At 61.6% G+C, this 22,347-nt stretch carries 18 protein-coding genes and 1 pseudogene; 8 read left to right on the forward strand and 11 right to left on the reverse strand.

Going from position 1 to position 22,347, the window contains the following annotated elements; translation table 11 throughout:
- The 4 genes from ptsP to BFQ00_RS12665 all read left to right on the forward strand — a co-directional run.
- Positions 1 to 1,040, forward strand: a 1,040-nt coding sequence (gene ptsP / locus BFQ00_RS12650; protein WP_065933713.1) for a phosphoenolpyruvate--protein phosphotransferase, incomplete at its 5' end; no start/stop codon positions are given.
- Positions 1,041 to 1,961, forward strand: a complete 921-nt coding sequence (gene pfkB, locus BFQ00_RS12655) for a 1-phosphofructokinase (protein WP_065893651.1) — start codon at positions 1,041 to 1,043, stop codon at positions 1,959 to 1,961.
- A gap of 11 nt (positions 1,962 to 1,972) precedes the next feature.
- Positions 1,973 to 3,676, forward strand: a complete 1,704-nt coding sequence (locus BFQ00_RS12660; protein WP_065933714.1) for a PTS fructose-like transporter subunit IIB — start codon at positions 1,973 to 1,975, stop codon at positions 3,674 to 3,676.
- 131 nt (positions 3,677 to 3,807) lie between these two features.
- The gene (locus tag BFQ00_RS12665; protein ID WP_065933715.1) at positions 3,808 to 5,349 is read left to right on the forward strand and encodes an alkaline phosphatase D family protein; all 1,542 of its coding nucleotides are present in this window, start codon (positions 3,808 to 3,810) and stop codon (positions 5,347 to 5,349) included.
- Between the two features lie 131 nt (positions 5,350 to 5,480).
- Here the strand turns inward: BFQ00_RS12665 and BFQ00_RS12670 are convergent, their stop codons facing one another.
- A complete protein-coding gene (locus BFQ00_RS12670; protein ID WP_065933716.1) occupies positions 5,481 to 8,006 on the reverse strand; it encodes a PepSY domain-containing protein in 2,526 nt (841 codons plus the stop codon).
- Positions 8,007 to 8,119: 113 nt separating this feature from the next.
- On the opposite strand from BFQ00_RS12670, the pseudogene BFQ00_RS30030 reads away from it, so the two are divergent.
- Positions 8,120 to 8,231, forward strand: a pseudogene (locus BFQ00_RS30030) (CopG family ribbon-helix-helix protein); the annotation flags it as partial.
- 106 nt (positions 8,232 to 8,337) lie between these two features.
- Here BFQ00_RS30030 and BFQ00_RS12675 read toward each other — a convergent pair.
- The 5 genes from BFQ00_RS12675 to BFQ00_RS12695 form a co-directional block, all read right to left on the reverse strand.
- Positions 8,338 to 9,501, reverse strand: a complete 1,164-nt coding sequence (locus tag BFQ00_RS12675; protein WP_057013866.1) for a type III PLP-dependent enzyme — start codon at positions 9,499 to 9,501, stop codon at positions 8,338 to 8,340.
- Positions 9,502 to 9,975: 474 nt separating this feature from the next.
- A complete protein-coding gene (locus BFQ00_RS12680) occupies positions 9,976 to 11,133 on the reverse strand; it encodes an osmoprotectant ABC transporter ATP-binding protein OsmV (protein WP_005784718.1) in 1,158 nt (385 codons plus the stop codon).
- Positions 11,130 to 11,783, reverse strand: a complete 654-nt coding sequence (locus BFQ00_RS12685) for an ABC transporter permease (RefSeq protein ID WP_065933717.1) — start codon at positions 11,781 to 11,783, stop codon at positions 11,130 to 11,132. The genes BFQ00_RS12680 and BFQ00_RS12685 overlap by 4 nt, the downstream gene beginning before the upstream one ends.
- 12 nt (positions 11,784 to 11,795) lie before the next feature.
- Entirely contained in the window at positions 11,796 to 12,689 is an 894-nt protein-coding gene (locus tag BFQ00_RS12690; protein ID WP_065933718.1) for a glycine betaine ABC transporter substrate-binding protein, read from the reverse strand.
- A 19-nt stretch (positions 12,690 to 12,708) separates the two neighbouring features.
- Positions 12,709 to 13,398, reverse strand: a complete 690-nt coding sequence (locus BFQ00_RS12695; protein WP_170827556.1) for an ABC transporter permease — start codon at positions 13,396 to 13,398, stop codon at positions 12,709 to 12,711.
- 359 nt (positions 13,399 to 13,757) lie between these two features.
- Here BFQ00_RS12695 and BFQ00_RS12700 point away from each other — a divergent pair, with 359 nt between their 5' ends.
- From BFQ00_RS12700 to BFQ00_RS12710, 3 genes are all read left to right on the forward strand, one after another.
- Positions 13,758 to 15,341: a peptide chain release factor 3 gene (locus tag BFQ00_RS12700; protein ID WP_065883636.1), complete on the forward strand. Its 1,584-nt coding sequence runs from the start codon at positions 13,758 to 13,760 to the stop codon at positions 15,339 to 15,341.
- Positions 15,342 to 15,599: 258 nt separating this feature from the next.
- Entirely contained in the window at positions 15,600 to 16,016 is a 417-nt protein-coding gene (locus tag BFQ00_RS29160; RefSeq protein WP_130184127.1) for a hypothetical protein, read from the forward strand.
- A 310-nt stretch (positions 16,017 to 16,326) separates the two neighbouring features.
- Positions 16,327 to 16,572 carry a hypothetical protein gene (locus BFQ00_RS12710; RefSeq protein WP_065883640.1) on the forward strand — a complete coding sequence of 82 codons (246 nt, stop codon included), beginning with the start codon at positions 16,327 to 16,329 and terminating at the stop codon, positions 16,570 to 16,572.
- Positions 16,573 to 16,769: 197 nt separating this feature from the next.
- On the opposite strand, the gene BFQ00_RS12715 is transcribed toward BFQ00_RS12710, so the two are convergent.
- From BFQ00_RS12715 to BFQ00_RS12735, 5 genes are all read right to left on the reverse strand, one after another.
- A complete protein-coding gene (locus tag BFQ00_RS12715; protein WP_057724522.1) occupies positions 16,770 to 17,741 on the reverse strand; it encodes a peptide ABC transporter ATP-binding protein in 972 nt (323 codons plus the stop codon).
- Positions 17,741 to 18,709, reverse strand: a complete 969-nt coding sequence (locus BFQ00_RS12720) for an ABC transporter ATP-binding protein (RefSeq protein ID WP_065883643.1) — start codon at positions 18,707 to 18,709, stop codon at positions 17,741 to 17,743. Before BFQ00_RS12720 ends, BFQ00_RS12715 begins: the two co-directional genes overlap by 1 nt.
- Positions 18,710 to 18,719: 10 nt before the next feature.
- The gene (locus BFQ00_RS12725; protein ID WP_065883645.1) at positions 18,720 to 19,631 is read right to left on the reverse strand and encodes an ABC transporter permease subunit; all 912 of its coding nucleotides are present in this window, start codon (positions 19,629 to 19,631) and stop codon (positions 18,720 to 18,722) included.
- 10 nt (positions 19,632 to 19,641) lie between these two features.
- The gene (locus BFQ00_RS12730; protein WP_003171721.1) at positions 19,642 to 20,652 is read right to left on the reverse strand and encodes an ABC transporter permease subunit; all 1,011 of its coding nucleotides are present in this window, start codon (positions 20,650 to 20,652) and stop codon (positions 19,642 to 19,644) included.
- Positions 20,653 to 20,728: 76 nt separating this feature from the next.
- Positions 20,729 to 22,327, reverse strand: a complete 1,599-nt coding sequence (locus BFQ00_RS12735; RefSeq protein WP_065883647.1) for an ABC transporter substrate-binding protein — start codon at positions 22,325 to 22,327, stop codon at positions 20,729 to 20,731.
- Positions 22,328 to 22,347: the final 20 nt, after the last annotated feature.

A 22,347-nucleotide genomic window follows, 5' to 3' on the forward strand; every position in this document is an offset into this window, starting at 1 on the left:
CCTTGTTGCTCGACGGCCAGCGCGGCCGCCTGCACGTCGACCCCGATGCGGCCACCCTGCAACGCGCGACCGTCGAGCGCGACACTCGCGAGCAACGCCTGCAAGCCGCCTCTGCGCAACGTCATGAACCGGCGCTGACCCGCGACGGCCACGCGGTGGAAGTGTTTGCCAATATCGGCGAAAGCGCCGGAGTGGCCGCAGCGGTAGAGCAGGGCGCCGAGGGCATCGGCCTGTTACGCACCGAGCTGATTTTCATGGCCCACCCGCAAGCGCCGGACGAAGCCACCCAGGAAGCCGAATACCGCCGCGTACTCGACGGTCTCGACGGGCGCCCGCTGGTGGTGCGCACCCTCGATGTGGGCGGCGATAAACCGCTGCCGTACTGGCCGATTGCCGAGGAAGAAAATCCCTTCCTCGGCGTGCGCGGCATTCGCCTGACCCTGCAACGCCCGCAGATCATGGAAGCGCAACTGCGCGCGCTGTTGCGTTCGGCGGACAACCGGCCGTTGCGCATCATGTTCCCCATGGTCGGCAGCGTGGATGAATGGCGCGCGGCCCGGGACATGACCGAGCGTCTGCGCCTGGAAATCCCGGTGGCCGACCTGCAACTGGGGATCATGATCGAAGTGCCGTCGGCCGCGCTGCTGGCGCCGGTACTCGCCCGGGAAGTCGACTTTTTCAGCGTCGGCACCAACGACCTGACCCAATACACCCTGGCCATCGACCGTGGGCACCCGACGCTGTCGGCCCAGGCCGATGGCCTGCACCCGGCCGTGCTGCAACTGATCGACATCACCGTGCGTGCCGCCCATGCCCATGGCAAATGGGTCGGCGTGTGCGGCGAGCTGGCGGCGGACCCGCTGGCGGTGCCGGTGTTGATTGGCCTGGGTGTGGACGAGCTGAGCGTGTCGGCCCGCAGCATCCCCGAAGTGAAGGCGCGGGTGCGTGAATTCAGCCTGAGCCAGGCCCGGGGCCTGGCGCAACAGGCACTCGCGGTGGGCTCGCCCGCCGAAGTACGTGCTCTAGTGGAGGCCGTGTAAATGGCAAGGATTTTGACCCTGACGCTGAACCCGGCGTTGGACCTCACGGTACGCCTGGCGCGCCTGGAACCCGGTGCAGTCAACCGCAGCGAAACGCTCATCACCCATGCCGCCGGCAAGGGCGTGAACGTGGCGCAGGTACTGGCGGACCTCGGCCACGCGGTGACCGTGGGCGGCTTTCTCGGTGAAGACAACCCGCAGGCGTTCGAAGCACTGATCGCCCACCGTGGGTTTGGCGACGCGTTCGTTCGCGTGCCGGGGGAAACCCGCAGCAATATCAAGATTGCCGAACAGGATGGCCGGGTGACCGACATCAACGCGCCGGGGCCGCTGGTGAGCGAGCAGGCGCAAGCCGAACTGCTCAAGCGACTTGCGCTGATCGGCCCTGACTTCGACGCGGTGGTGGTCGCCGGCAGCTTGCCGCGTGGCGTCAGCCCGCAATGGTTTCAGGCACTGATCGAGCAATTGAAAAACCTCGGTTTGAAAGTGGCCCTGGACACCAGCGGCGAAGCCTTGCGCGCCGGGTTGAAGGCGGGCCCCTGGATGGTCAAGCCCAATACTGAAGAGCTCGCCCAGGCGCTGGACAACGCCACCGATGCCATCCGCCAGTTGCATCAACAGGGCGTGGAACATGTGGTGGTCTCGGACGGTGCTGCCGGCGTGAGCTGGTACAGCTCGGGGGCGACCCTGCAGGCCACGCCGCCCAAGGTGACGGTGGCCAGCACCGTAGGCGCCGGCGATTCGCTGCTGGCGGGCATGCTCCACGGCCTGCTGCGCGACGAAGCGCCCGAGCAGACCCTGCGCCGCGCCACGGCGATTGCCGCGATGGCGGTGACGCAGATCGGTTTCGGCATCAGCGATGACGCGCAGTTGGCGCGTCTCGAAAGCGGCGTCGATGTGCGCACGCTGACAGAACAATAAGAGGGTTTGTGATGAAGTTAGCCATTGTTACCGCCTGCCCGAACGGCATGGTCACCAGTGTGCTGTGCGCCCGCTTGCTGGACGCCGCTGCACAGCGCCAGGGCTGGAGCACCAGTGTCGAAGTGGTGGACGTGCAACGCCCGGAGAGCCAGCTGTCCCAGGCGACCCTCGATGACGCCGAATGGGTGTTGCTGGTCAGCAGCACGCCGCTGGATATGCAGCGTTTTGTCGGCAAGCGCGTGTTCCAGAGCACGCCGGCCCAGGCGCTGGCGGATGTCGACGCGGTCTTGCGTCGGGGCGCCGAGGAGGCGCAGGTGTACGTGGCGACCGAGGCACCGGCCGGGAATGCCCCGCGCATTGTCGCGATTACCGCTTGCCCGACCGGCGTTGCCCATACGTTCATGGCCGCCGAGGCCCTGCAGCAGACGGCCAAGCGCCTGGGCTACGACTTGCAGGTCGAGACCCAGGGCTCGGTCGGTGCGCGCACGCCGTTGAGTCCGCAGGCCATCGCCGACGCCGACGTGGTGCTGCTGGCGGCGGATATCGAAGTCGCCACCGAGCGCTTCGCCGGCAAGAAGATCTACCGCTGCGGCACCGGTATTGCCCTCAAGCAATCGGAAGCCACGCTCAACAAGGCGCTGGCCGAAGGCGCGGTGGAAAGCGCCGGCAGCGGCGCAGTGGCCAAGTCGGAAAAAACCGGCGTGTACAAACACCTGCTCACCGGGGTGTCGTTCATGTTGCCGATGGTGGTGGCGGGCGGTTTGTTGATCGCCTTGTCCTTTGTGTTCGGCATTCATGCCTTCGAAGAAAAAGGCACCCTGGCGGCGGCGCTGAAAACCGTCGGCGACCAGGCGTTCATGCTGATGGTGCCGTTGCTCGCCGGCTACATCGCCTACTCGATTGCTGATCGCCCCGGCCTGGCGCCGGGCATGATCGGCGGCCTGCTGGCGGGCACGCTGGGCGCCGGGTTCATTGGCGGGATCTTCGCCGGTTTCCTGGCCGGCTACAGCGTCAAGCTGATCTCGCGGGCAGTGCGCCTGCCGCAAAGCCTGGAGGCGCTCAAGCCGATCCTGATCATCCCGTTGCTGGCCAGTTTGTTCACCGGGCTTGCCATGATCTATCTGGTTGGCCCACCGGTGGCGCGCTTGCTGACCGGGCTGACGGATTTTCTCAGCACCATGGGCACCACCAACGCGGTGCTGTTGGGCATCCTGTTGGGCGGCATGATGTGTGTCGACCTGGGCGGGCCGATCAACAAGGCGGCGTACGCGTTTTCCGTCGGCCTGCTGGCGGCATCGAGCGGGGCGCCGATGGCCGCGACCATGGCCGCCGGCATGGTGCCGCCGATTGGCATGGGCATCGCGACGTTCCTGGCCCGACGCAAGTTCGCCCAGACTGAACGCGAAGCCGGCAAGGCCGCGATGATTCTCGGCCTGTGCTTTATCTCCGAAGGCGCGATTCCGTTTGCCGCCAAGGACCCATTGCGCGTGATCCCGGCCAGCATCGCCGGTGGCGCATTGACCGGCGCGCTGTCGATGTACTTCGGCTGCAAACTGGCCGCGCCCCACGGCGGGTTGTTCGTGTTGGTGATTCCGAACGCGATGAATCATGCGCTGCTGTATCTGCTGGCGATTGTGGCCGGCAGTGTGCTGACCGGTGTGGTGTATGCGCTGATCAAGCGGCCGGAAGCGGCTGAGTTGGCCGTCACTGCCTGACGCGGAAAAAATGTGGGAGGGGGCTTGCCCCCTCCCACATTTGGATTTGCATTGGCGGTAAAGGGCGGTGTCATATCTGCTTCATCCGCCCGTGCTTAAGTGGCCCTTTTGATACTCAAGAGGGCACACGCATGAGCCATTTCGATCTCGGCCGTCGCCGCGTGATGCAAGCTGTCGGCGCGGGCCTGTTGTTGCCGGGCCTGGCGCCGGCGGTGATTGCGTCGGTCAAGGACCGCCCGCTGCTCAACGATGGCGTGCAATCAGGCGATGTGCTCGGTGACCGCGCGATGATCTGGAGCCGCAGCGACCGCCCGGCGCGGATGGTGGTGGAGTGGGACACCCGCAGTGTGTTCAGCAACCCACGCCGATTCGTCTCGCCCCTGGCCGACAACCGCAGTGATTTTACCGCCCGCGTCGAACTCACCGGGTTGCCCGCCGACCAGGCGATTTTCTACCGCGTGCATTTCGAAGACGCCCAGACCGGCATCGCCAGCGAGCCGTGGTTCGGCCACCTGCGCAGCGTGCCGCAACAGCGTCGCGACATCCGTTTTGTGTGGAGTGGCGACACTGTCGGGCAAGGCTTCGGCATCAACCCGGACATCGGCGGCATGCGCATCTATGAAGCCATGCGCCTGCGCCTGCCGGACTTCTTTATCCACAGCGGCGACACTATCTACGCCGACGGCCCGGTGCCGGCGCAACTGGCCACCGAAGGTGGACGCATCTGGCGCAACATCACCACCGAAGCCAAGAGCAAAGTCGCCGAAACCCTGGATGAATATCGCGGCAATTACCGCTACAACCTGCTGGATGAAAACGTGCGGCGCTTCAATGCCGAGGTGCCGCAGATCTGGCAGTGGGACGATCACGAGGTGATCAACAACTGGTCGTCGAGTAAACAGCTGGATGAGCGCTACCAGACTCGCGACATCAACACCCTGGTCGGCCGTGCGCGCCAGGCCTGGCTGGAATATTCACCGATGCGCCGGCAAAGCGCCGACGCGGGCGGGCGAATTTATCGCAAGCTCGGTTATGGTCCGCTGCTGGATGTGTTCGTGCTGGACATGCGCAGTTATCGCGGCCCGAACGACGACAATCTGGGCGGCGAAAAGCCCTTCCTCGGCCGCGAGCAACTGGACTGGCTCAAGCGCGAACTCAAGGCGTCCCAGGCGCAGTGGAAAGTGGTCGCAGCCGACATGCCTATCGGTCTGGGCGTGCCCGACGGTGAAGTCAGCCCCGGCGTGCCGCGCTGGGAAGCGATTGCCAACGGCGATCCCGGCCCGGCCCAGGGGCGTGAGCTGGAAATTGCCGAGTTGCTGGGGTTCCTGCGCGCGCACAAGGTCCGTAACCATGTATGGCTGACCGCTGACGTGCACTATTGCGCGGCGCATCACTATCACCCGGACCGGGCGGCGTTCCAGGATTTCGAACCGTTCTGGGAGTTCGTCGCGGGGCCGTTGAATGCGGGGAGCTTCGGGCCCAATCCGTTGGACAAGACCTTCGGGCCCGAGGTGGTGTTCGAGAAGGCACCACCGGCGCAGAACACCTCGCCGTTTGCCGGGTTTCAGTTTTTCGGCGAGGTGCAGATTGATGGGCAGACGGCGGAGTTGACCGTGATCCTGCGAGACTTGGATGGGCTTTCAGTGTTCGAACAGAAGCTGCAACCCGCCTGAAAACTGTAGGAGCGAGCTTGCTCGCGAAAAACGTCAACGATAACGCGTGTTTTCTGAATGAACGCGGTGCCTGTGAGTTTTTCGCGAGCAAGCTCGCTCCTACAAAAAGCCTTAAGCCCCTCCCACATTGATCAGTACACATCCCGACGATAGCGGCCTTGTTCGATCAGGCGCTCCACCGCTTCACTGCCGAGGATGTCCACCAGCGCCTGGTCCACACCCGTGGCCATGCCCTGCAAACTGCCGCATACATAAATCACCGCACCGTCGGCCAGCCATTTGCGCAGCACGTCGGCGGATTCGCGCAGGCGATCCTGCACGTAGATTTTTTCCGCCTGGTCCCGCGAGAACGCCAGGTCCAGCAGGGCCAGGTCGCCACTGGCCAGCCAGCCTTGCAGTTCTTCCCGGCACAGGTAGTCGTGGGCGATATGGCGTTCGCCGAACAGCAGCCAGTTACGCTGCCGACCGTCGGCAATGCGCGCCTTGAGCAGGCTGCGCAGGCCGGCCAGGCCGGTGCCGTTGCCCAGCAGGATCAGCGGCACGGGCGCCTCGGGCAGATGGAAGCCGCTGTTGCGGCGCAGGCGCAGGCTGATGCTCGAGCCTACGGCGGCGTGTTCAGTCAGCCAACCGGAGCCCAGGCCCAGGCTGCCGTCCGGATGACGCTCCTGGCGCACGATCAGCTCCAGCACGCCATCACTGGCAATCGAGGCGATCGAGTATTCGCGCATGCCCGGCGGCACCAGCGCATCCACCAGTGCCTGGGCATGCAGGCCGACCAGGTGGGTGCGGTTGTCCGGCAGTTGGCGTGTGGCCAGGGCCTGGTCCAGCGTTTGCGCCAGGCCTTCGATCAACACGCCGTCGCCGCCGGCCAGGCCCAGCCCTTCCAGGAAGTGCTCGACGGCCCGTGGGCCATTGCGCGGCAGGATTTCCACCAGATCACCGGCCAGCCAACTGCTGGGCGAGGGTGGCGTGAGGCCCAGCAGGTACACGGGAGCGCCGACGCTGTCCGGGTTGAGCAGGGTGCGTTGACTCAAGGTCCAGTGTTCAAACCGGGCCGTCTGCCACGCCGCTGCCGGCGCGTGACCGGTGAGCTGGCCGAGTTGTTGTTGCCAGGTCAGCAAGGCCTCGGTGTCGCCACTGTCGACTTCCACCGGCGCAAACAGCGGGTTGCCGCCCTGATGGGTCAGCCAGAAGTGCAGGCGCCTCGCAAAACCGCAAAAGTGCGCGTACTGGCGGTCGCCCAGGGCCAGCACCGAGTAGTTCAAGCCTTTGAGCGACAGGTCCTGACCGAGCACGCTGCGCTCAAAGCCACGGGCGCTGTCGGGCGCTTCGCCGTCACCGAATGTACTGACCACGAACAACGCCTGTTGCGCCTGACTGAGGTCATCGCGGCTGACGCTGCCCAGGGGCTGCACCTTCACCCCAAGCCCTGCGGCCTGCAATTGCCCGGCGGTCTGCCAGGCCAACTGTTCGGCAAAGCCGCTCTGGCTGGCAAAGCCGATCAACCAGGCCGGCGCGTCGTCGTGGCTTGCCACCAGGCCTTTGCGCGCGTCACGCACCTGGCGTTTTTTGCGGCGACGGTCCAGGTACAGCAGCCAGCCGGTGATAAAGAACAAGGGCATGAGCAGCGCGCTCACCGTGAGCACAATTCGCCCCACCAGCCCGAAATAACTGCCGGTGTGCAGCGCATAGACACTGGTCAGCAACTGCGCCTTGAGGCTCTTGCTGGCGTAACGCTCATGGGCCGTGACCTCGCCGGTGGCCGGGTCGAGGTTGATCTGGTTCAGCGCGCGGTCATGGGGCGAGCTGTCGAGCAGGTAATACACGGTGGCCGGTTGCCCGGCGACGGCCGGCAGGCGGATGTTATAGGCGCTCAAGCCAGGGCCTGCATTGCTGTAGATGCTGCTCCAGATCGCTTCGTAGTTGGCCGCAGGCGCAGGGCCTGCGGGTGGCGGGCCGCGCTTGCGCATGCGCTCGTTCTGCGGCGCGTCGGACAGCAGTTGGGTCACGCCACGGTTGTACCAGTCGTAGGACCAATACAGCCCGGTCAGCGCTGCCAGCAGATAAAGCAGCAGGCACCAGGTGCCGAACACCGAGTGCAAATCCCAATTGAAGCTGCGGCCCTTTTTACGCCAGTCCAGGGTCAGCCATACACGCCAGTTCCTGACCTGGCGCGGCCAGCGCAGGTACAGGCCGGAAAGGCAGAAGAACAGCAGGATCAGGGTGCAGGCGCCAGTGATGTTGCGGCCGGTGTCGCCGATGGCGAGGAAGCGGTGCAACTGCAGGATGAAGCCGAACACATCCTGGCCGACGGCGTCACTCAGGTAGTCGCCGGTATACGGATCGAAGTAACGCAACGGGCCACGCTGCTCGCCTGGCGGCGGGGTAAAGGACACGCGGGCGGCTTTGCCGCTGTGGTCTTCCACCCACAGCATGGCCACGCGCTTGCCTTCGGCGGCTTCCAGCTTGCGCACCAACTCGGCGGGCGGCAGCACGCCGGCTTCGCGCTTCTGCACGTTCAGTACCGTGGGGTTGAGCGCGCGCAGGATTTCATCCTGGAACGAGTACGCAGCCCCGGTGATCCCCATCAAGGCCAGCACCAGCCCGGCCGTGATGCCGAAGAACCAATGCAACTGAAACAGGGTTTTCTTCAACACGTCAAAGCGCCTCGCTTAGCTGGATATAGGTGTCACGGCGCGCATTATGCCGTGAGTTGCCGAAAAACACGCAAAAGCCCCGCGCATCTGATGCGTGGGGCTTGTTGTGCTTGATGGAGAACGTGCTGATGGCCGCGCGGATGGATCGCTCACGTGGATGGGTGGTCAAAGCAAGCGCTTGCCGATTGGGTCGATCAAGAGCAAGAGCGCAGTCGCTTGACGCGTCGACACTATGTTTTACGGTTATGGCACGTTCGCGCGGACTGCTGAAACTTCGGAGCACGCACAAAAAAGCCCATGAAACGTCATGGGCTTTTTAGTTGCAGCCGTCTTACACGTAAAACGATTTCAACGGCGGAAACCCATTGAATTCTACCGCGCTGTAGCTGGTGGTGTAGGCGCCGGTCGACAGCCAGTACAAGCGATCGCCAATCGCCAGGTTCAGCGGCAGGCCGTACTTGTAGTTTTCGTACATGATGTCGGCGCTGTCGCAGGTGGGACCTGCGATGACCACTTCTTCCATCTCGCCTTTCTTCTCGGTCCAGATCGGGAACTTGATGGCTTCGTCCATGGTTTCGATCAGGCCGGAGAACTTGCCCACATCCGTGTAAACCCAACGCTCGACGGCGGTACGCGATTTGCGCGCTACCAGCACCACTTCGCTGACCAGGATACCGGCGTTGGCGATCAACGAACGGCCCGGCTCCAGAATGATTTCCGGCAGGTCGTCACCGAAGTCTTCCTTGAGGAAGCGGATGATTTCTTCAGCGTAGGTTTCCAGGCTGTTGGTGCGGGTGATGTAGTTGGCCGGGAAGCCACCGCCCATGTTGATCAACTTCAACTCGATGCCGTCTTCTTCCTTCAGGCGTTCGAAGATCACTTTGACCTTGGCGATCGCCGCGTCCCACACGCTGATGTCGCGCTGCTGGGAACCGACGTGGAACGAGATGCCGTAGGGCACCAGGCCCAGGTCACGGGCGAGGATCAGCAGGTCCATGGCCATGTCGGTCTGGCAGCCGAACTTGCGCGACAAAGGCCAGTCGGCCGTGGTCGAGCCTTCGGTGAGAATGCGCACATACACTTTCGAACCCGGCGCGGCCTTGGCGATGTTGCGCAGGTCGGCTTCGGAGTCGGTGGAGAACAGGCGCACGCCCTTCTCGTAGAAGTAGCGGATGTCCCTGGATTTCTTGATGGTGTTGCCGTAGCTGATACGGTCCGCGCTGACGCCACGGTCCATGACCTTGTCCAGCTCGTAGATCGAGGCGATGTCGAAGCTCGAACCCTTGTCTTTCAACAGGTCGATGATCTCGACGGCCGGGTTGGCCTTGACCGCGTAATACACCTTGGCGAATTCGAAACCGGCGCGCAGGTCATCGTAGGCCTGGCTGATCATCGCGGTGTCGATCACCACGAACGGGGTTTCCTGTTTGTCGGCGAACGCCTTCATTTTGTCAAAGGTGGCGCGCGCGAAATAATCTTCGACGTTGATCGACATGCTGGGAACTCCTAAGGGCAAACTGTATTAATCAATGGGTGCAAATGAACGTCCTCCGTATCCCCACTTTGGTTCGCCTACTTCCCAAGGCATGTCGCCGAAAGCAAAAAGGCCATGGGATACGCGTCCCTTGGCCTTGCTGTCTCGTCGTCAGTACTTGAGCCGGATGGATCGTTTCCAGCATGGACGTTCGGCGCGAACTTTAGGGCTTGATGGGCGTGGGATCAACTAAAAATGTCGCGTTTTTGCACGCGTTCGTCGCGCGACCCCGTGCAGCTACTTATGTAACCGACCGGTGTGACGGATTGATGTTCCCCGGATGGGGAAAATCGACTGTATTTCACTGACACCCTGGGGGGCAAATGTGGGAGGGGGCTTGCCCCCGATGGCGGTGGCTCAGTTAAATAGTTATCAACTGACCCACCCTCATCGGGGGCAAGCCCCCTCCCACATTTTGACCTGTGTCGCGTCAGGTCAGGCCAGAGCGGTCTCGGCCGGGGAGACGATACTGGTCTTGCCGCCACGGGACTTGCCGGAACTCAGGTACTCGGCAATCGACTCCTGGGTCACCTCGCCCAGGAACACCCGCTCGGCATCCATCACCGGCAACCATGAACGGTTGAACTCGTACATGCGCGACAGCAGGATGCGCAAATGCTCGTCATACGCCGCCGTGGCGTTGAACTCGCGCAGGTATTGGCCGCAGGTACCGGTCTGACGGTGCAGGTCGCGACGGCGTACATAGCCCAGCGCCTTGTTCTCGGCGCAGGTGACCACCACATAGCGGCGGTCGTGCTCGTCCATCAGTTCCAGCGCATCGGCCACCGGGGTTTCCGGGCTCACCGACGGCGCGTTGTCCGCCGCGTCTTCGGCCTTGACCAGCAACAGGCGCTTGAGGGTACTGTCCTGGCCGACGAAGTTGCTGACGAACTCGTCCGCCGGGTGCGCCAGCAGCGTGTCCGGGTGGTCGATCTGCAGCAGCTTGCCGGCGCGGAAGATCGCAATCTTGTCGCCCAGCTTGATGGCCTCGTCGATGTCGTGGCTGACCATGATCACGGTCTTGTTCAGCGCACGCTGCATTTCGAAGAACTCGTTCTGGATCATCTCGCGATTGATCGGGTCGACCGCGCCGAACGGTTCATCCATCAGCAGCAACGGCGCATCGGCCGCCAGGGCACGAATCACGCCGATGCGCTGTTGCTGGCCACCCGACAATTCACGCGGGTAGCGGTGCAGGTACTGCTTGGGTTCGAGCTTGATCATGCTCATCAGTTCGCGGGCGCGGTCGTGGCATTTCTGCTTGTCCCAGCCGAGCAGCTTGGGCACCACCACGATGTTTTCTTCGATGGTCATGTTCGGGAACAGGCCGATCTGCTGGATCACGTAGCCGATGTTGCGACGCAGGGTCACTTCGTCCAGGTCGGTGGTGTCTTCGCCGTTGATCAGGATCTTGCCCGAGGAAGGCTTGATCAGACGGTTGATCATCTTCAGCGTCGTACTCTTGCCGCAGCCCGACGGGCCGAGAAATACGCAAATTTCGCCTTCGTTGACGGTCAGGCTTACATCGTTGACGGCGGTGACAGTCTTGCCGTTGCTTTGAAAAGTCTTGGACAGGTTTTGAAGTTCGATCATTTGAGCAATCCTTTTGGAGTCAGCGAGCGTTGCAGCCATTGCAGAAGCAGGTCGGCGAAGATGGCCAGGAGACTGACCAGCACGGCGCCGACAATCAGCATCGACATGTCGCTGCGGCTGATGGAAGCCAGAATAAGTACACCCAGGCCACCGGCGCCGATGGTGGCGGCGATGGTCATCACACCAATGTTCATCACCACGGCGGTGCGTACGCCGGCGAGGATCACCGGCACGGCAATCGGCAGCTCGACCATGCGCAGGCGCTGGCCGAAGGTCATGCCGATGCCTTTGGCCGCCTCGCGAATGCCCGGCTCGACACCGGTGAGCGCCAGGTAGGTATTGCGCATGATCGGCAACAGGGAGTAGAGGAACACGGCGGTAATCGCCGGCATCGGCCCCAGGCCCTGGCCGAACCTGGAGTAGAACGGCAGCAACAGGCCGAACAGGGCGATGGAAGGCACCGTGAGCAATACCGTGGCGCTGGCTTGCAAGGGGCCCGCGAGGGTCGGGTAGCGGGTCATCAGCACGCCCAGGGGCACACCGACGACAATCGCGAGAATCACAGCGATACCGACCAGGGTGATGTGCTGCCAGGTGAGGTGCAGGACCTGGGCCCAATCAAGATGGGAAAAGGCGTTCAAAAATTCCATGTCTTCTCCTCGTTAGTTGATTGGATGTTGGCGCAGGAAATCGGCGGCAACGGCGGACGGGCTTTCATGGTCGACGTCGACCCGCGCATTGAGCTGGCGCATGGTTTGGTCGTCGAACAGCGTGGCCAAAGGCTTGAGCTCGGCGGCCAGTTGCGGGTGCTTGTCGAGGTAGTCCTGGCGGATCACAGGCGCGGCGGTGTAGTCCGGGAAGTAGTGCTTGTCGTCCTCGAGCAGCTTCAACTTGAACGCGTTCAGGCGACCGTCGGTGGTGTAGACCAGGCCGGCAAACACTTGGCCATTACGCAACGCGGTGTAGACCAGGCCTGCGTCCATCTGCCGAGTGTTCTTGCGCGTCAGGTTCATGTCGTACAGCTTGACCATGCCTGCCAGGCCGTCGGAGCGGTTGGCGAACTCGGTGTCCAGGGCGACCAGGCGGTGATCCCTGGCGTCTTCGGCCATGGCTTTGGTGAGATCGCTGATGCTGTTGATCTCGGGGTGTTCCTGAGCCACTTTCTCGGGCAACGCCAGGGCGTAGGTGTTGCTGAAGCGCGATGGCGACAGCCAGACCAGGCCCTTTTTCGCGTCGAGTTCCTTGACCCGCGCGTAGGACTGTTCGCTGTCGAGCTTCTCGTCGATGTGGTTGTAGGCCACCAGCGACACGCCGGTGTATTCCCAGATCAGATCCAGTTGCCCGCTTTCCTGGGCGCTGCGCGCCAGGTTGCTGCCCAGGCCGCCGGTCACGCGGGCGTCGTAGCCCTTGCTGCGCAGGTACTGGGAAGTGATTTCGGCGAGCAGGGTCTGTTCGGTGAACACCCGGGCGCCGATGCGAATCACCGGTTTTTCAGCGGCTTGCGCAATACCTGCAAACAGCAGGACGCAGCCTAATATCAAGCTTAGTTTTTTCATCTCGATTCCTTACCTGGCGTTAAGACGGGCGCAGCCCGCGTTCCAGCCAAAGGCGGCTGGCCATGGTCACCAGGCCATCAAGCAGCAATGCGAGCAGCGCGGTGCAGGCGGCGCCGAGCAGCAGTTGCGGCTGGTTGTTCAGGGCGATGCCGGGGAAGATCAGGCTGCCCAGGCTGTTGGCGCCGATCAGGAATGCCAGCGGCGCGGTCCCAACGTTGATCGCCAGGGCCACCCGCACGCCACCGATGATGATCGGCACAGCGTTGGGCAATTCCACGCGAAACAGCACCTGGCGCGGGGTCATGCCGATGCCGGTGGCGGCTTCCTTGAGTGAGCCCTGCACATTTTTCAGGCCTTCGTAGGTGTTGCGCACGATGGGCAGGAGAGAGGCGAGAAACAACGCGAAGATGGCCGGGCCGCTGCCGATGCCGAGGACGCCGAGGGCGATGGCCAGTACGGCCAGGGGAGGGACGGTGTTGCCGATGTTGAAAATCTGCATGAAACGTTCTGCGCGCCCGACCATGTTCGGTCGACTGAGCAGGATACCGGCGGGGATCCCCACAATCAGGGCGGCCAGCATGGAGACCAGGACGAGAATCAAATGAGCTTGCAGGTAAAACAATAAATCGTCGCGGTACAGTTCGATCGTGTTGATGCCGATCCAGTGGACCAGCAGGGCCAGGAGCGCGACGACAACCGCTGCTCCCATAAGCCCTTTGCCATAGCGAATAGCCACAGGCGGACTCCTTTTTTCTTCTGTCGACGAACACATTCCCGCGTGGCAAGCCATTGCTGGCTGTCAGCGAAATGTGATCGCGAAATGCAGCTCGCCAATGCCGTCAAAAGCGGCATGAGTTCGAGCCATAAGCGCAGCCTCGTCAGGCTAACTTGCTGATTTTCCAGCCCCTGTTCCGAGTGCGTAAGCAGGGGAGTGGACGTCTCTACCTTTTAAAAGGTTCCACACTTGGGAGCATTTAGCCACCCCCAATGGGCTCAACGGTGGTCCGTACCCTCGCGTTTGCGCTATACTCGCCGCCCTTTTTTGACTCACCTGCCAGGCGATTTCCCATGACCCACCAGGCCGCCGAAGTCGCGAAACGCCGCACTTTCGCCATTATTTCCCACCCCGATGCCGGTAAAACCACCATCACCGAAAAGCTGCTGCTGATGGGCAAGGCAATCGCGGTGGCCGGCACGGTGAAATCGCGTAAATCCGACCGCCATGCGACATCCGACTGGATGGAAATGGAAAAGCAACGGGGTATTTCCATTACCACGTCGGTCATGCAGTTCCCGTATCGCGACCATATGGTCAACCTGCTCGACACCCCGGGCCACGAAGACTTCTCCGAAGACACCTACCGCACCCTTACTGCGGTGGACTCGGCATTGATGGTCCTCGACGGCGGTAAGGGCGTCGAGCCGCGCACTATCGCGCTGATGGACGTTTGTCGTCTGCGCGACACACCGATTGTCAGCTTCATCAACAAACTCGACCGCGATATCCGCGATCCCATCGAGTTGCTGGATGAAATCGAAGCCGTGCTGAAGATCAAGGCCGCGCCGATCACCTGGCCGATTGGTTGCTACCGCGATTTCAAGGGCGTGTATCACTTGGCCGATGACTACATCATCGTCTACACCGCCGGCCACGGGCATGAGCGCACCGATGTGAAAATCATCGAAAAGCTCGACTCCGACGAAGCCCGCGCCCACCTGGGCGACGAGTACGACCGTTTTGTCGACCAGTTGGAACTGGTGCAGGGCGCCTGCCACGAGTTCAACCAGCAGGAATTCCTCGACGGTCAGTTGACCCCGGTGTTCTTCGGCACTGCCCTTGGCAACTTCGGTGTCGACCACGTGCTCGACGCCGTGGTGAATTGGGCACCCAAGCCTCTGGCCCGGGTCGCCAACGAGCGTACCGTGGAACCGGTCGAAGAGAAATTCACCGGCTTCGTGTTCAAGATCCAGGCAAATATGGACCCCAAGCACCGCGACCGTATCGCCTTCATGCGTATCTGCTCCGGCCGCTACGAAAAGGGTATGAAGATGCGCCACGTGCGCACCGGCAAGGACGTACGCATCGGCGATGCGCTGACGTTCTTCTCCTCCGAGCGTGAACAGCTCGAAGAAGCCTACGCCGGCGACATCATCGGCCTGCACAACCACGGCACCATCCAGATCGGCGACACCTTCACCGAAGGCGAAGCGCTGGGCTTCACCGGTATCCCGCACTTCGCACCGGAACTGTTCCGCCGCGTACGCCTGCGCGACCCGCTGAAATCCAAGCAACTGCGCCAGGGCTTGCAGCAATTGGCTGAAGAAGGCGCCACCCAGGTGTTCTTCCCCGAGCGCAGCAACGACATCATCCTCGGCGCCGTCGGTGTGCTGCAGTTCGATGTGGTCGCCAGCCGCTTGAAAGAGGAATACAAGGTGGAATGCTCCTACGAGCCGATCACCGTGTATTCGGCGCGCTGGATCGAGTGCAGCGATAAGAAAAAACTGGAAGAGTTTTCCAACAAGGCCGTGGAAAACCTGGCGGTGGATGGCGGTGGTCACCTGACCTACCTGGCCCCGACGCGGGTCAACCTGGCGCTGATGGAAGAGCGTTGGCCGGATGTGAAGTTCCGGGCGACGCGCGAACACCATTGAGTTAGGCCCCTGATTTTTAGCAACTAACTGAAAGCCCTACAGATTTTATCTTTAGGGCTTTTTTTTACTTCGTAAACGGCTAAGAGTCAACTGTGAAGTTTGACAGTAGATTTTTATAGTGTTCAGCCGTTAGATAGGCAAGAACGTCGTGAGGCCTACCGCCAATGCTTATAAGTAGAAGTTCAATGGCATGTTCTTGGCTCGGGGCTTTTAAAGTACAGAGCTTTATATCAGGTCACCTAGCATGGAGATTGGATCATGGTCAATCATGAGGAAGAGCAGGTACAGAATGCTACCGGGCATTTTGAATATCGTTTTGAAGGCGGGGGGCTTGTAACCCCGCAGTATAAGTACGTATATCTTGAAGAGGGGCCGCAACCGATTCCACCGATTTTTAAAGGTCGGGATACTCAAAATGGTATTCGTGAAACGGGTCTTACCTTTGCATTCAACTCGTATGATTTCTGGGGTGTCAATGTTCCTGTCGGTCAGGGATTCACTGTGCTGCATTGGACAGTAGGGATTAGTACTGAAGTTAAGTCTGGTTTTATTACTGGAATGATAAATCCTTCAGATAAAGCCGGGTTTTTTAAGTTTGATCTCAATGTGGATATTGCGGGTTCGACGAAACGCGTCGAAGGGTTCTTTATATTGAAGCAAAACGTTACTGCATAGTCTTGAAAGGCTCTCTCGCCTGGCTCCAGCATTGGGCCATCAGGTGATAGTGGAAGGTGAGCATCATTAAGATCTTAGCGGTTGAGAGAAGGGTGAAGCTGTCATGGCTTCGCCCTTTTTTGGCTGTGAAATACAATCAAATGTGGGAGGGGCTTGCCCCCGATGGCGGTCTATCAGTGACATGTAACGTCCTGACCCACTGCTATCGGGGGCAAGCCCCCTCCCACACTTTGTCCTCTATACGGCTGGGGATTGGCGAGAATCGTGCGTCGGGTCTAGCGTTCACACATTGACTGCGAAGGAGACCTCTGTGCGAAATGTTCGATATGCTATTTGTCTGATGCTACTGGCAGGCCCGGGGCTGACGACGCTCCCGGCACTGGCCGTCGATGGCACGCCCCAATGGAAGGACACCGGCCCTGTCACCAAGAGAAAGGCCAACGAGGTCAATTCCGGCAGCTGGAAACCGCAGCCCCAGCCCACAGACGTTAAAGATCCGGAAAACCCGATCAACGAAGGGGAAGACAGTGTGACCTTCGACGACGGCGAAACCTGAGACGCGGCGCCAACCCAAAAAGAAGCCCCTCCCGCCAGGCTGATGCGCAACCTGACGGGAAGGGCTGTAGAACTCACTGACGCCGCATCACCCCTGTAGGAGCGAGCTTGCTCGCGAAGAACGCAAGGGCACTGTGATAAACCAGATGCCCGCGTAATTGTTGACGCTTTTCGCGAGCAAGCTCGCTCCTACATGATTCAGGCGACGAACTGCTCTGCGTAGTGGCACGCCACCTGGCGATTATCCAACGGCCGCAACAGCGGCTCCTCGGTGCTGCAGCGCGCTGTCGCGTACGGGCAGCGCTTGTGAAACGCGCAGCCAGGCGGCGGGTTCAGCGGGTTGGGCAGTTCGCCGACGATTTTGATTTTCGGTTTGTTCGGGTCCGGGTGAATGGTCGGGGTGGCCGACAGCAGCGCCTGGGTGTACGGGTGCAGCGGGCGGGCGTAGATGTCTTCCTTGGGGCCCACTTCCACCGGGCGGCCGAGGTACATGACCATCACGTCGTCGGCGACGTGTTGCACCACCGCCAGGTTGTGGGAGATGAACACGTAGGCGGTGTTGAATTCCTGCTGCAAATCCATGAACAGGTTGAGCACCTGGGCCTGGATCGACACGTCCAGCGCCGAGGTCGGCTCATCCGCCACCAGCACTTTGGGTTGCAGCATCATCGCCCGGGCCAGGGCGATACGCTGGCGCTGGCCACCGGAGAACATGTGCGGGTAGCGCTGATAATGCTCGGGGCGCAGGCCCACTTGCTTCATCATCGCCTGCACTTTTTCGCGGCGTTCGGCGGCGGACAGGTTGGTGTTGATCAGCAGCGGCTCGCCGAGCTGATCGCCGACCTTCTGGCGTGGGTTCAACGAGGCGTACGGGCTCTGGAACACCATCTGCACGTCTTTGCGCAATTGCTTGCGCTGGGCCTTGTCGGCACCGGCCACTTCCTGGCCGGCAATTTTAAGCGAACCCGAAGACGGCTCCTCGATCAGCGTGAGGGCGCGGGCCAGGGTGGACTTGCCGCAACCCGACTCGCCTACCACGGCGAGGGTCTTGCCGGCTTCGAGTTCGAAGGACACACCATTAAGGGCACGCACCGTGGCGTGGCCCTTGAACAGGCCACGGGACACTTCGTAGTGACGGGTCAGGTCGCGGGCGGTAAGAACGACGGCCATTACGCCACCTCCTGGTTCAAGGGGTAGAAGCAGCGCGCGAGGCTGTTGGTTTTCGGATCAAGGCTCGGGCGCTGGGTGCGGCAGTTTTCCTGCACGTACGGGCAGCGCGGCGACAGCAGGCAACCCTGCGGGCGGTCATAGCGGCCCGGCACGATGCCGGGCAGCGTGGCCAGCCGCGTGGCGCCCAGGCTGTGTTCCGGAATCGCCTTGAGCAGCGCTTCGCTGTACGGGTGCGCCGGGATGTCGAACAGTTGCGGCACCTGGCCGACTTCCACGGCCTGGCCTGCGTACATCACGCACACGCGCTGGGCGGTTTCAGCCACGACCGCGAGGTCGTGGGTAATCAGCACCAGGCCCATGTTCTGTTCTTTCTGCAGGGCCAGCAGCAGGTCCATGATCTGCGCCTGGATGGTTACGTCCAGGGCGGTGGTCGGTTCGTCGGCGATCAGCAGTTTCGGCTCTCCGGCAATCGCCATGGCGATGGCCACACGCTGGCTCATACCGCCGGACAATTGGTGCGGGTAGGCATCCATACGGCTGGCGGCGCCCGGGATTTCAACTTTTTCCAGCAGTTCGATGGCGCGCTTGCGCGCTTGCCGGCCGGACATTTTCAGGTGCAGGCGCAGCACTTCTTCAATCTGGAAACCCACGGTGTAGCTGGGGTTCAGCGCGGTCATCGGGTCCTGGAACACCATCGCCAGGTCTTTGCCGACGATCTGGCGGCGCTGGCGGTTGCTCAGCTTGAGCATGTCCTTGCCGTCGAAGTTCAGCGCGTCGGCGGTGACGATACCGGGATGCTCGATCAGGCCCATCAGCGCCATCATGGTCACGGATTTACCCGAGCCCGACTCGCCAACGATTGCCAGGACTTCGCCTTTGTCGACGGTAATGTCGAGGCCATCGACCACCGGTACGGCGGTCTTGTCGCCGAAGCGCACGTTGAGATTCTTGATTTCTAACAGTGACATGGGAATCTCCTCAGGCGGCGTTCTTGAGTTTCGGGTCCAGCGCGTCGCGCAGGCCGTCACCCATCAAGTTGATTGCCAGCACGCTGAGCAAAATGGTCAAGCCAGGCAAGCTCACTACCCACCAGGCGCGTTCGATGTAGTCACGGGCCGAAGCCAGCATGGTGCCCCACTCAGGCGTTGGCGGTTGTACGCCAAGGCCAAGGAAGCCCAGGGCCGCAGCATCGAGAATCGCCGAGGAAAAGCTCAGGGTCGCCTGTACGATCAGCGGCGCCATGCAGTTGGGCAGCACGGTGACGAACATCAGGCGTGGCAGGCCGGCACCGGCCAGGCGCGCAGCCGTCACGTAGTCGCGGTTCAGCTCGCCCATCACCGCAGCGCGGGTCAGGCGCACGTAGGACGGCAGCGACACGATGGCGATCGCGATCACGGTGTTGATCAGGCCAGGGCCGAGGATGGCGACAATCGCCACCGCCAGCAGCAGCGAGGGCAGGGCCAGCATGATGTCCATCAAACGCATGATGGTCGGGCCGAGCAGGCGCGGGAAGAACCCGGCGAACAGGCCCAGCAGGATGCCCGGGATCAGCGACATCACCACCGACGACAAGCCGATCAGCAGCGACAGGCGCGAACCCTGGATCAGGCGCGAGAGCAGGTCGCGGCCCAGTTCGTCGGTGCCGAGCAGAAACTGCATCTGCCCGCCTTCCAGCCACGCAGGCGGAGTGAGCAGGAAGTCGCGGTATTGCTCGCTCGGGTTATGCGGTGCAACCCAGGGTGCGAAGATCGCGCAGAACACGATCAGCAGCATGAACAACAGGCCGGCGACCGCGCCTTTGTTCTTGGAGAAGGCTTGCCAGAATTCTTTGTACGGAGACGGGTACAGCAGGCTCTGATCGACTGCTGACACTGGAGTAGAGGTAGTCATGGTCATGATCTCAGCGCTGGTGACGGATGCGTGGGTTGGCGAAGCCGTAGAGGATATCCACCACGAAGTTCACCAGGATCACCAGGCAGGCGATCAGCAGAATGCCGTTCTGCACCACCGGGTAGTCCCGCGCGCCAATGGCTTCGATCAGCCATTTGCCGATGCCGGGCCACGAGAAGATGGTTTCGGTCAGTACCGCACCGGCCAGCAGCGTGCCGACTTGCAGGCCGACCACGGTCAGCACCGGGATCAGTGCGTTGCGCAGGCCGTGCACGAACACCACGCGCGCCGGCGACAGGCCCTTGGCCTTGGCGGTGCGGATGTAGTCTTCACGCAGCACTTCGAGCATCGACGAGCGGGTCATGCGTGCGATCACCGCCAGCGGGATGGTGCCCAGCACGATGGCCGGCAGGATCAAGTGGTGCAAGGCGTCCCAGAACGCGTCCGGCTCGTCGGCCAGCAGCGTGTCGATGAGCATGAAGCCGGTGCGCGGCTCGATGTCGTAGAGCAGGTCGATACGCCCGGAAACCGGGGTCCAGCCCAGGCTCACCGAGAAGAACATGATCAGGATCAGGCCCCACCAGAAGATCGGCATCGAATAACCCGCCAGGGAGATGCCCATCACCCCGTGGTCGAACAGCGATCCTCGCTTGAGTGCCGCGATCACCCCGGCCAGCAGGCCCAGGATACCGGCGAACAACAGGGCGGCCATGGACAGTTCCAGGGTCGCCGGAAAGAGTGCGGTGAACTCGGTCCACACGCTGGTGCGGGTGCGCAGGGATTCGCCAAGGTCGCCCTGGGCAAGTTTGCCCACATAGTCCAGGTATTGCGCATACAACGGCTTGTTCAAGCCAAGGCGTTCCATTGCCTGGGCATGCATTTCGGGGTCAACCCGACGCTCGCCCATCATGACTTCTACGGGGTCGCCTGGAATCATGCGAATCAACGCAAAGGTCAGCAACGTGATGCCGAAGAACGTGGGGATCAATAACCCCAGTCGGCGGGCAATAAAACTAAACATCTTGGTGTATACCTCAATCAGCCGGTTAGGCAGGTTCGGCGCCGTCAGGGTCGACGGCGCCGAGCGTTTTTCTTATTTACTTCACCTGGGTGGTGGCGAAGTTATTTGTACCCAGAGGGCTTTGGGTGAAGCCTTCTACGTTCTTGCGCATGGCGGTGAACAGTTTCGGATAAGCCATGGGAAGCCATGGCTGGTCCTTCTCGAAAACATCCTGTGCTTGTTCATAGAGCGCAGCCCGTGAGGCCGGTTCCTTTTCTGCACGGGCCTTGTCGATCAAGTCCTGAAACTCCTTGTTACACCAGCGTGCGTAGTTTTCGCCGTTTTTCGCCGCATCGCAACTCAGGTTGGGTGTGAGGAAGTTGTCCGGGTCACCGTTATCGCCGACCCAGCCAGCCGAAACCATGTCGTGCTCGCCGTTTTTAGCGCGCTTGAGCATTTCGCCCCATTCCATGACTTTGATATTGACCTTCAGGCCAACCTGCGCCAGATCCGCCTGCATGCGCTGGGCGCCGAGCATTGGATTGGGGTTGGTCGGGCCGCCGCCGTTGCGGGTGAACAGGGTGAATTCGGTGCCTTCCGGTACGCCGGCTTCCTTGAGCAGGGCGCGGGCCTTGTCCAGATCGCGGGGCGGGTTTTTCAGTTTGTCGTTGAAACCCAGCAAGGTCGGCGGATAAGGGCCGGTACCCACTACCGCATTGCCTTTGCCGAACAGGGCATCGGTATAGCCTGCCTTGTCGAACGCGATGTTGATCGCGTGACGTACCCGGGCATCGCTCATGTATTTGTGGGTGGTGTTCATCGCGGTGTAACTGGTGGTCATCGCCGCCAGTTCGTCGACTTTCAGGTTCGGGTCTTTCTTGATGCTCGGAATATCATCCGGCTTGGGGAACAACGCGATCTGACATTCATTGGCCTTGAGCTTCTGCAGGCGCACGTTGTTATCGGTGCTGATCGCCAGGATCAACGGATCAACTGCCGGTTTGCCGCGAAAGTACTCAGGGTTGGCCTTGAAGCGCGCCTGGGCATCTTTTTGATAACGGATGAAGATGAACGGGCCAGTGCCGATGGGCTTGGCGTTAAGGTCATCGGTCTTGCCGGACTTGAGCAACTGGTCGGCGTATTCCTTGGAGTGGATTGAAGAAAATGCCATGCCCAGGTCGGCCAGGAACGGTGCTTCAGGACGGGTCAGGGTAAAGACGACGGTGTGATCATCGGTCTTCTCTACGCTCTTGAGCAGTTCCTTGAAGCCCATGCTTTCGAAGTACGGGTAGCCTACGAGCGACTTTTTATGCCACGGGTGATTCGGGTCCAGCTGGCGCTGGAAGCTCCAAAGCACGTCGTCGGCGTTCAGGTTGCGCGTGGGTTTGAAATAGTCGGTGGTGTGGAACTTGATATCGTCACGCAGGTGGAACGTGTAGGTCAGGCCATCGGCGCTGATTTCCGGCAAGTCCTTGGCCAGCGCCGGGACCACTTCGGTGGTGCCGGGCTTGAAATCCACCAGGCGGTTGAACATGGTTTCGGCGGCGGCGTCAGCGGTCACGGCGGTGGTGTACAGGACCGGGTCAAAACCTTCCGGGCTGGCTTCGGTGCAGACCACCAGCGGTTTGGCCGAAACGCCGATCGCCACGCTCAACAGCGCAGCGGCCATGGCAGCTTGTAACGGGAGCATTTTCATTCAGAGCCCTCTGCAATCGA

The sequence above is a fragment of the Pseudomonas sp. 28 E 9 genome, from assembly GCF_900004785.1.
GTDB lineage: Bacteria > Pseudomonadota > Gammaproteobacteria > Pseudomonadales > Pseudomonadaceae > Aquipseudomonas > Aquipseudomonas orientalis_A.

Excerpts from the sequence above, each read along its gene's own strand:
- pfkB (WP_065893651.1), top strand. The coding sequence starts at position 1,041 with ATGGCAAGGATTTTGACCCTGACGCTGAACCCGGCGTTGGACCTCACG.
- BFQ00_RS12660 (WP_065933714.1), top strand. The coding sequence starts at position 1,973 with ATGAAGTTAGCCATTGTTACCGCCTGCCCGAACGGCATGGTCACCAGT.
- BFQ00_RS12665 (WP_065933715.1), top strand. The coding sequence starts at position 3,808 with ATGAGCCATTTCGATCTCGGCCGTCGCCGCGTGATGCAAGCTGTCGGC.
- BFQ00_RS12675 (WP_057013866.1), bottom strand. The coding sequence starts at position 9,501 with ATGTCGATCAACGTCGAAGATTATTTCGCGCGCGCCACCTTTGACAAA.
- BFQ00_RS12680 (WP_005784718.1), bottom strand. The coding sequence starts at position 11,133 with ATGATCGAACTTCAAAACCTGTCCAAGACTTTTCAAAGCAACGGCAAG.
- BFQ00_RS12685 (WP_065933717.1), bottom strand. The coding sequence starts at position 11,783 with ATGGAATTTTTGAACGCCTTTTCCCATCTTGATTGGGCCCAGGTCCTG.
- BFQ00_RS12690 (WP_065933718.1), bottom strand. The coding sequence starts at position 12,689 with ATGAAAAAACTAAGCTTGATATTAGGCTGCGTCCTGCTGTTTGCAGGT.
- BFQ00_RS12695 (WP_170827556.1), bottom strand. The coding sequence starts at position 13,398 with ATGGGAGCAGCGGTTGTCGTCGCGCTCCTGGCCCTGCTGGTCCACTGG.
- BFQ00_RS12700 (WP_065883636.1), top strand. The coding sequence starts at position 13,758 with ATGACCCACCAGGCCGCCGAAGTCGCGAAACGCCGCACTTTCGCCATT.
- BFQ00_RS29160 (WP_130184127.1), top strand. The coding sequence starts at position 15,600 with ATGGTCAATCATGAGGAAGAGCAGGTACAGAATGCTACCGGGCATTTT.
- BFQ00_RS12715 (WP_057724522.1), bottom strand. The coding sequence starts at position 17,741 with ATGGCCGTCGTTCTTACCGCCCGCGACCTGACCCGTCACTACGAAGTG.
- BFQ00_RS12720 (WP_065883643.1), bottom strand. The coding sequence starts at position 18,709 with ATGTCACTGTTAGAAATCAAGAATCTCAACGTGCGCTTCGGCGACAAG.
- BFQ00_RS12725 (WP_065883645.1), bottom strand. The coding sequence starts at position 19,631 with ATGACTACCTCTACTCCAGTGTCAGCAGTCGATCAGAGCCTGCTGTAC.
- BFQ00_RS12730 (WP_003171721.1), bottom strand. The coding sequence starts at position 20,652 with ATGTTTAGTTTTATTGCCCGCCGACTGGGGTTATTGATCCCCACGTTC.
- BFQ00_RS12735 (WP_065883647.1), bottom strand. The coding sequence starts at position 22,327 with ATGAAAATGCTCCCGTTACAAGCTGCCATGGCCGCTGCGCTGTTGAGC.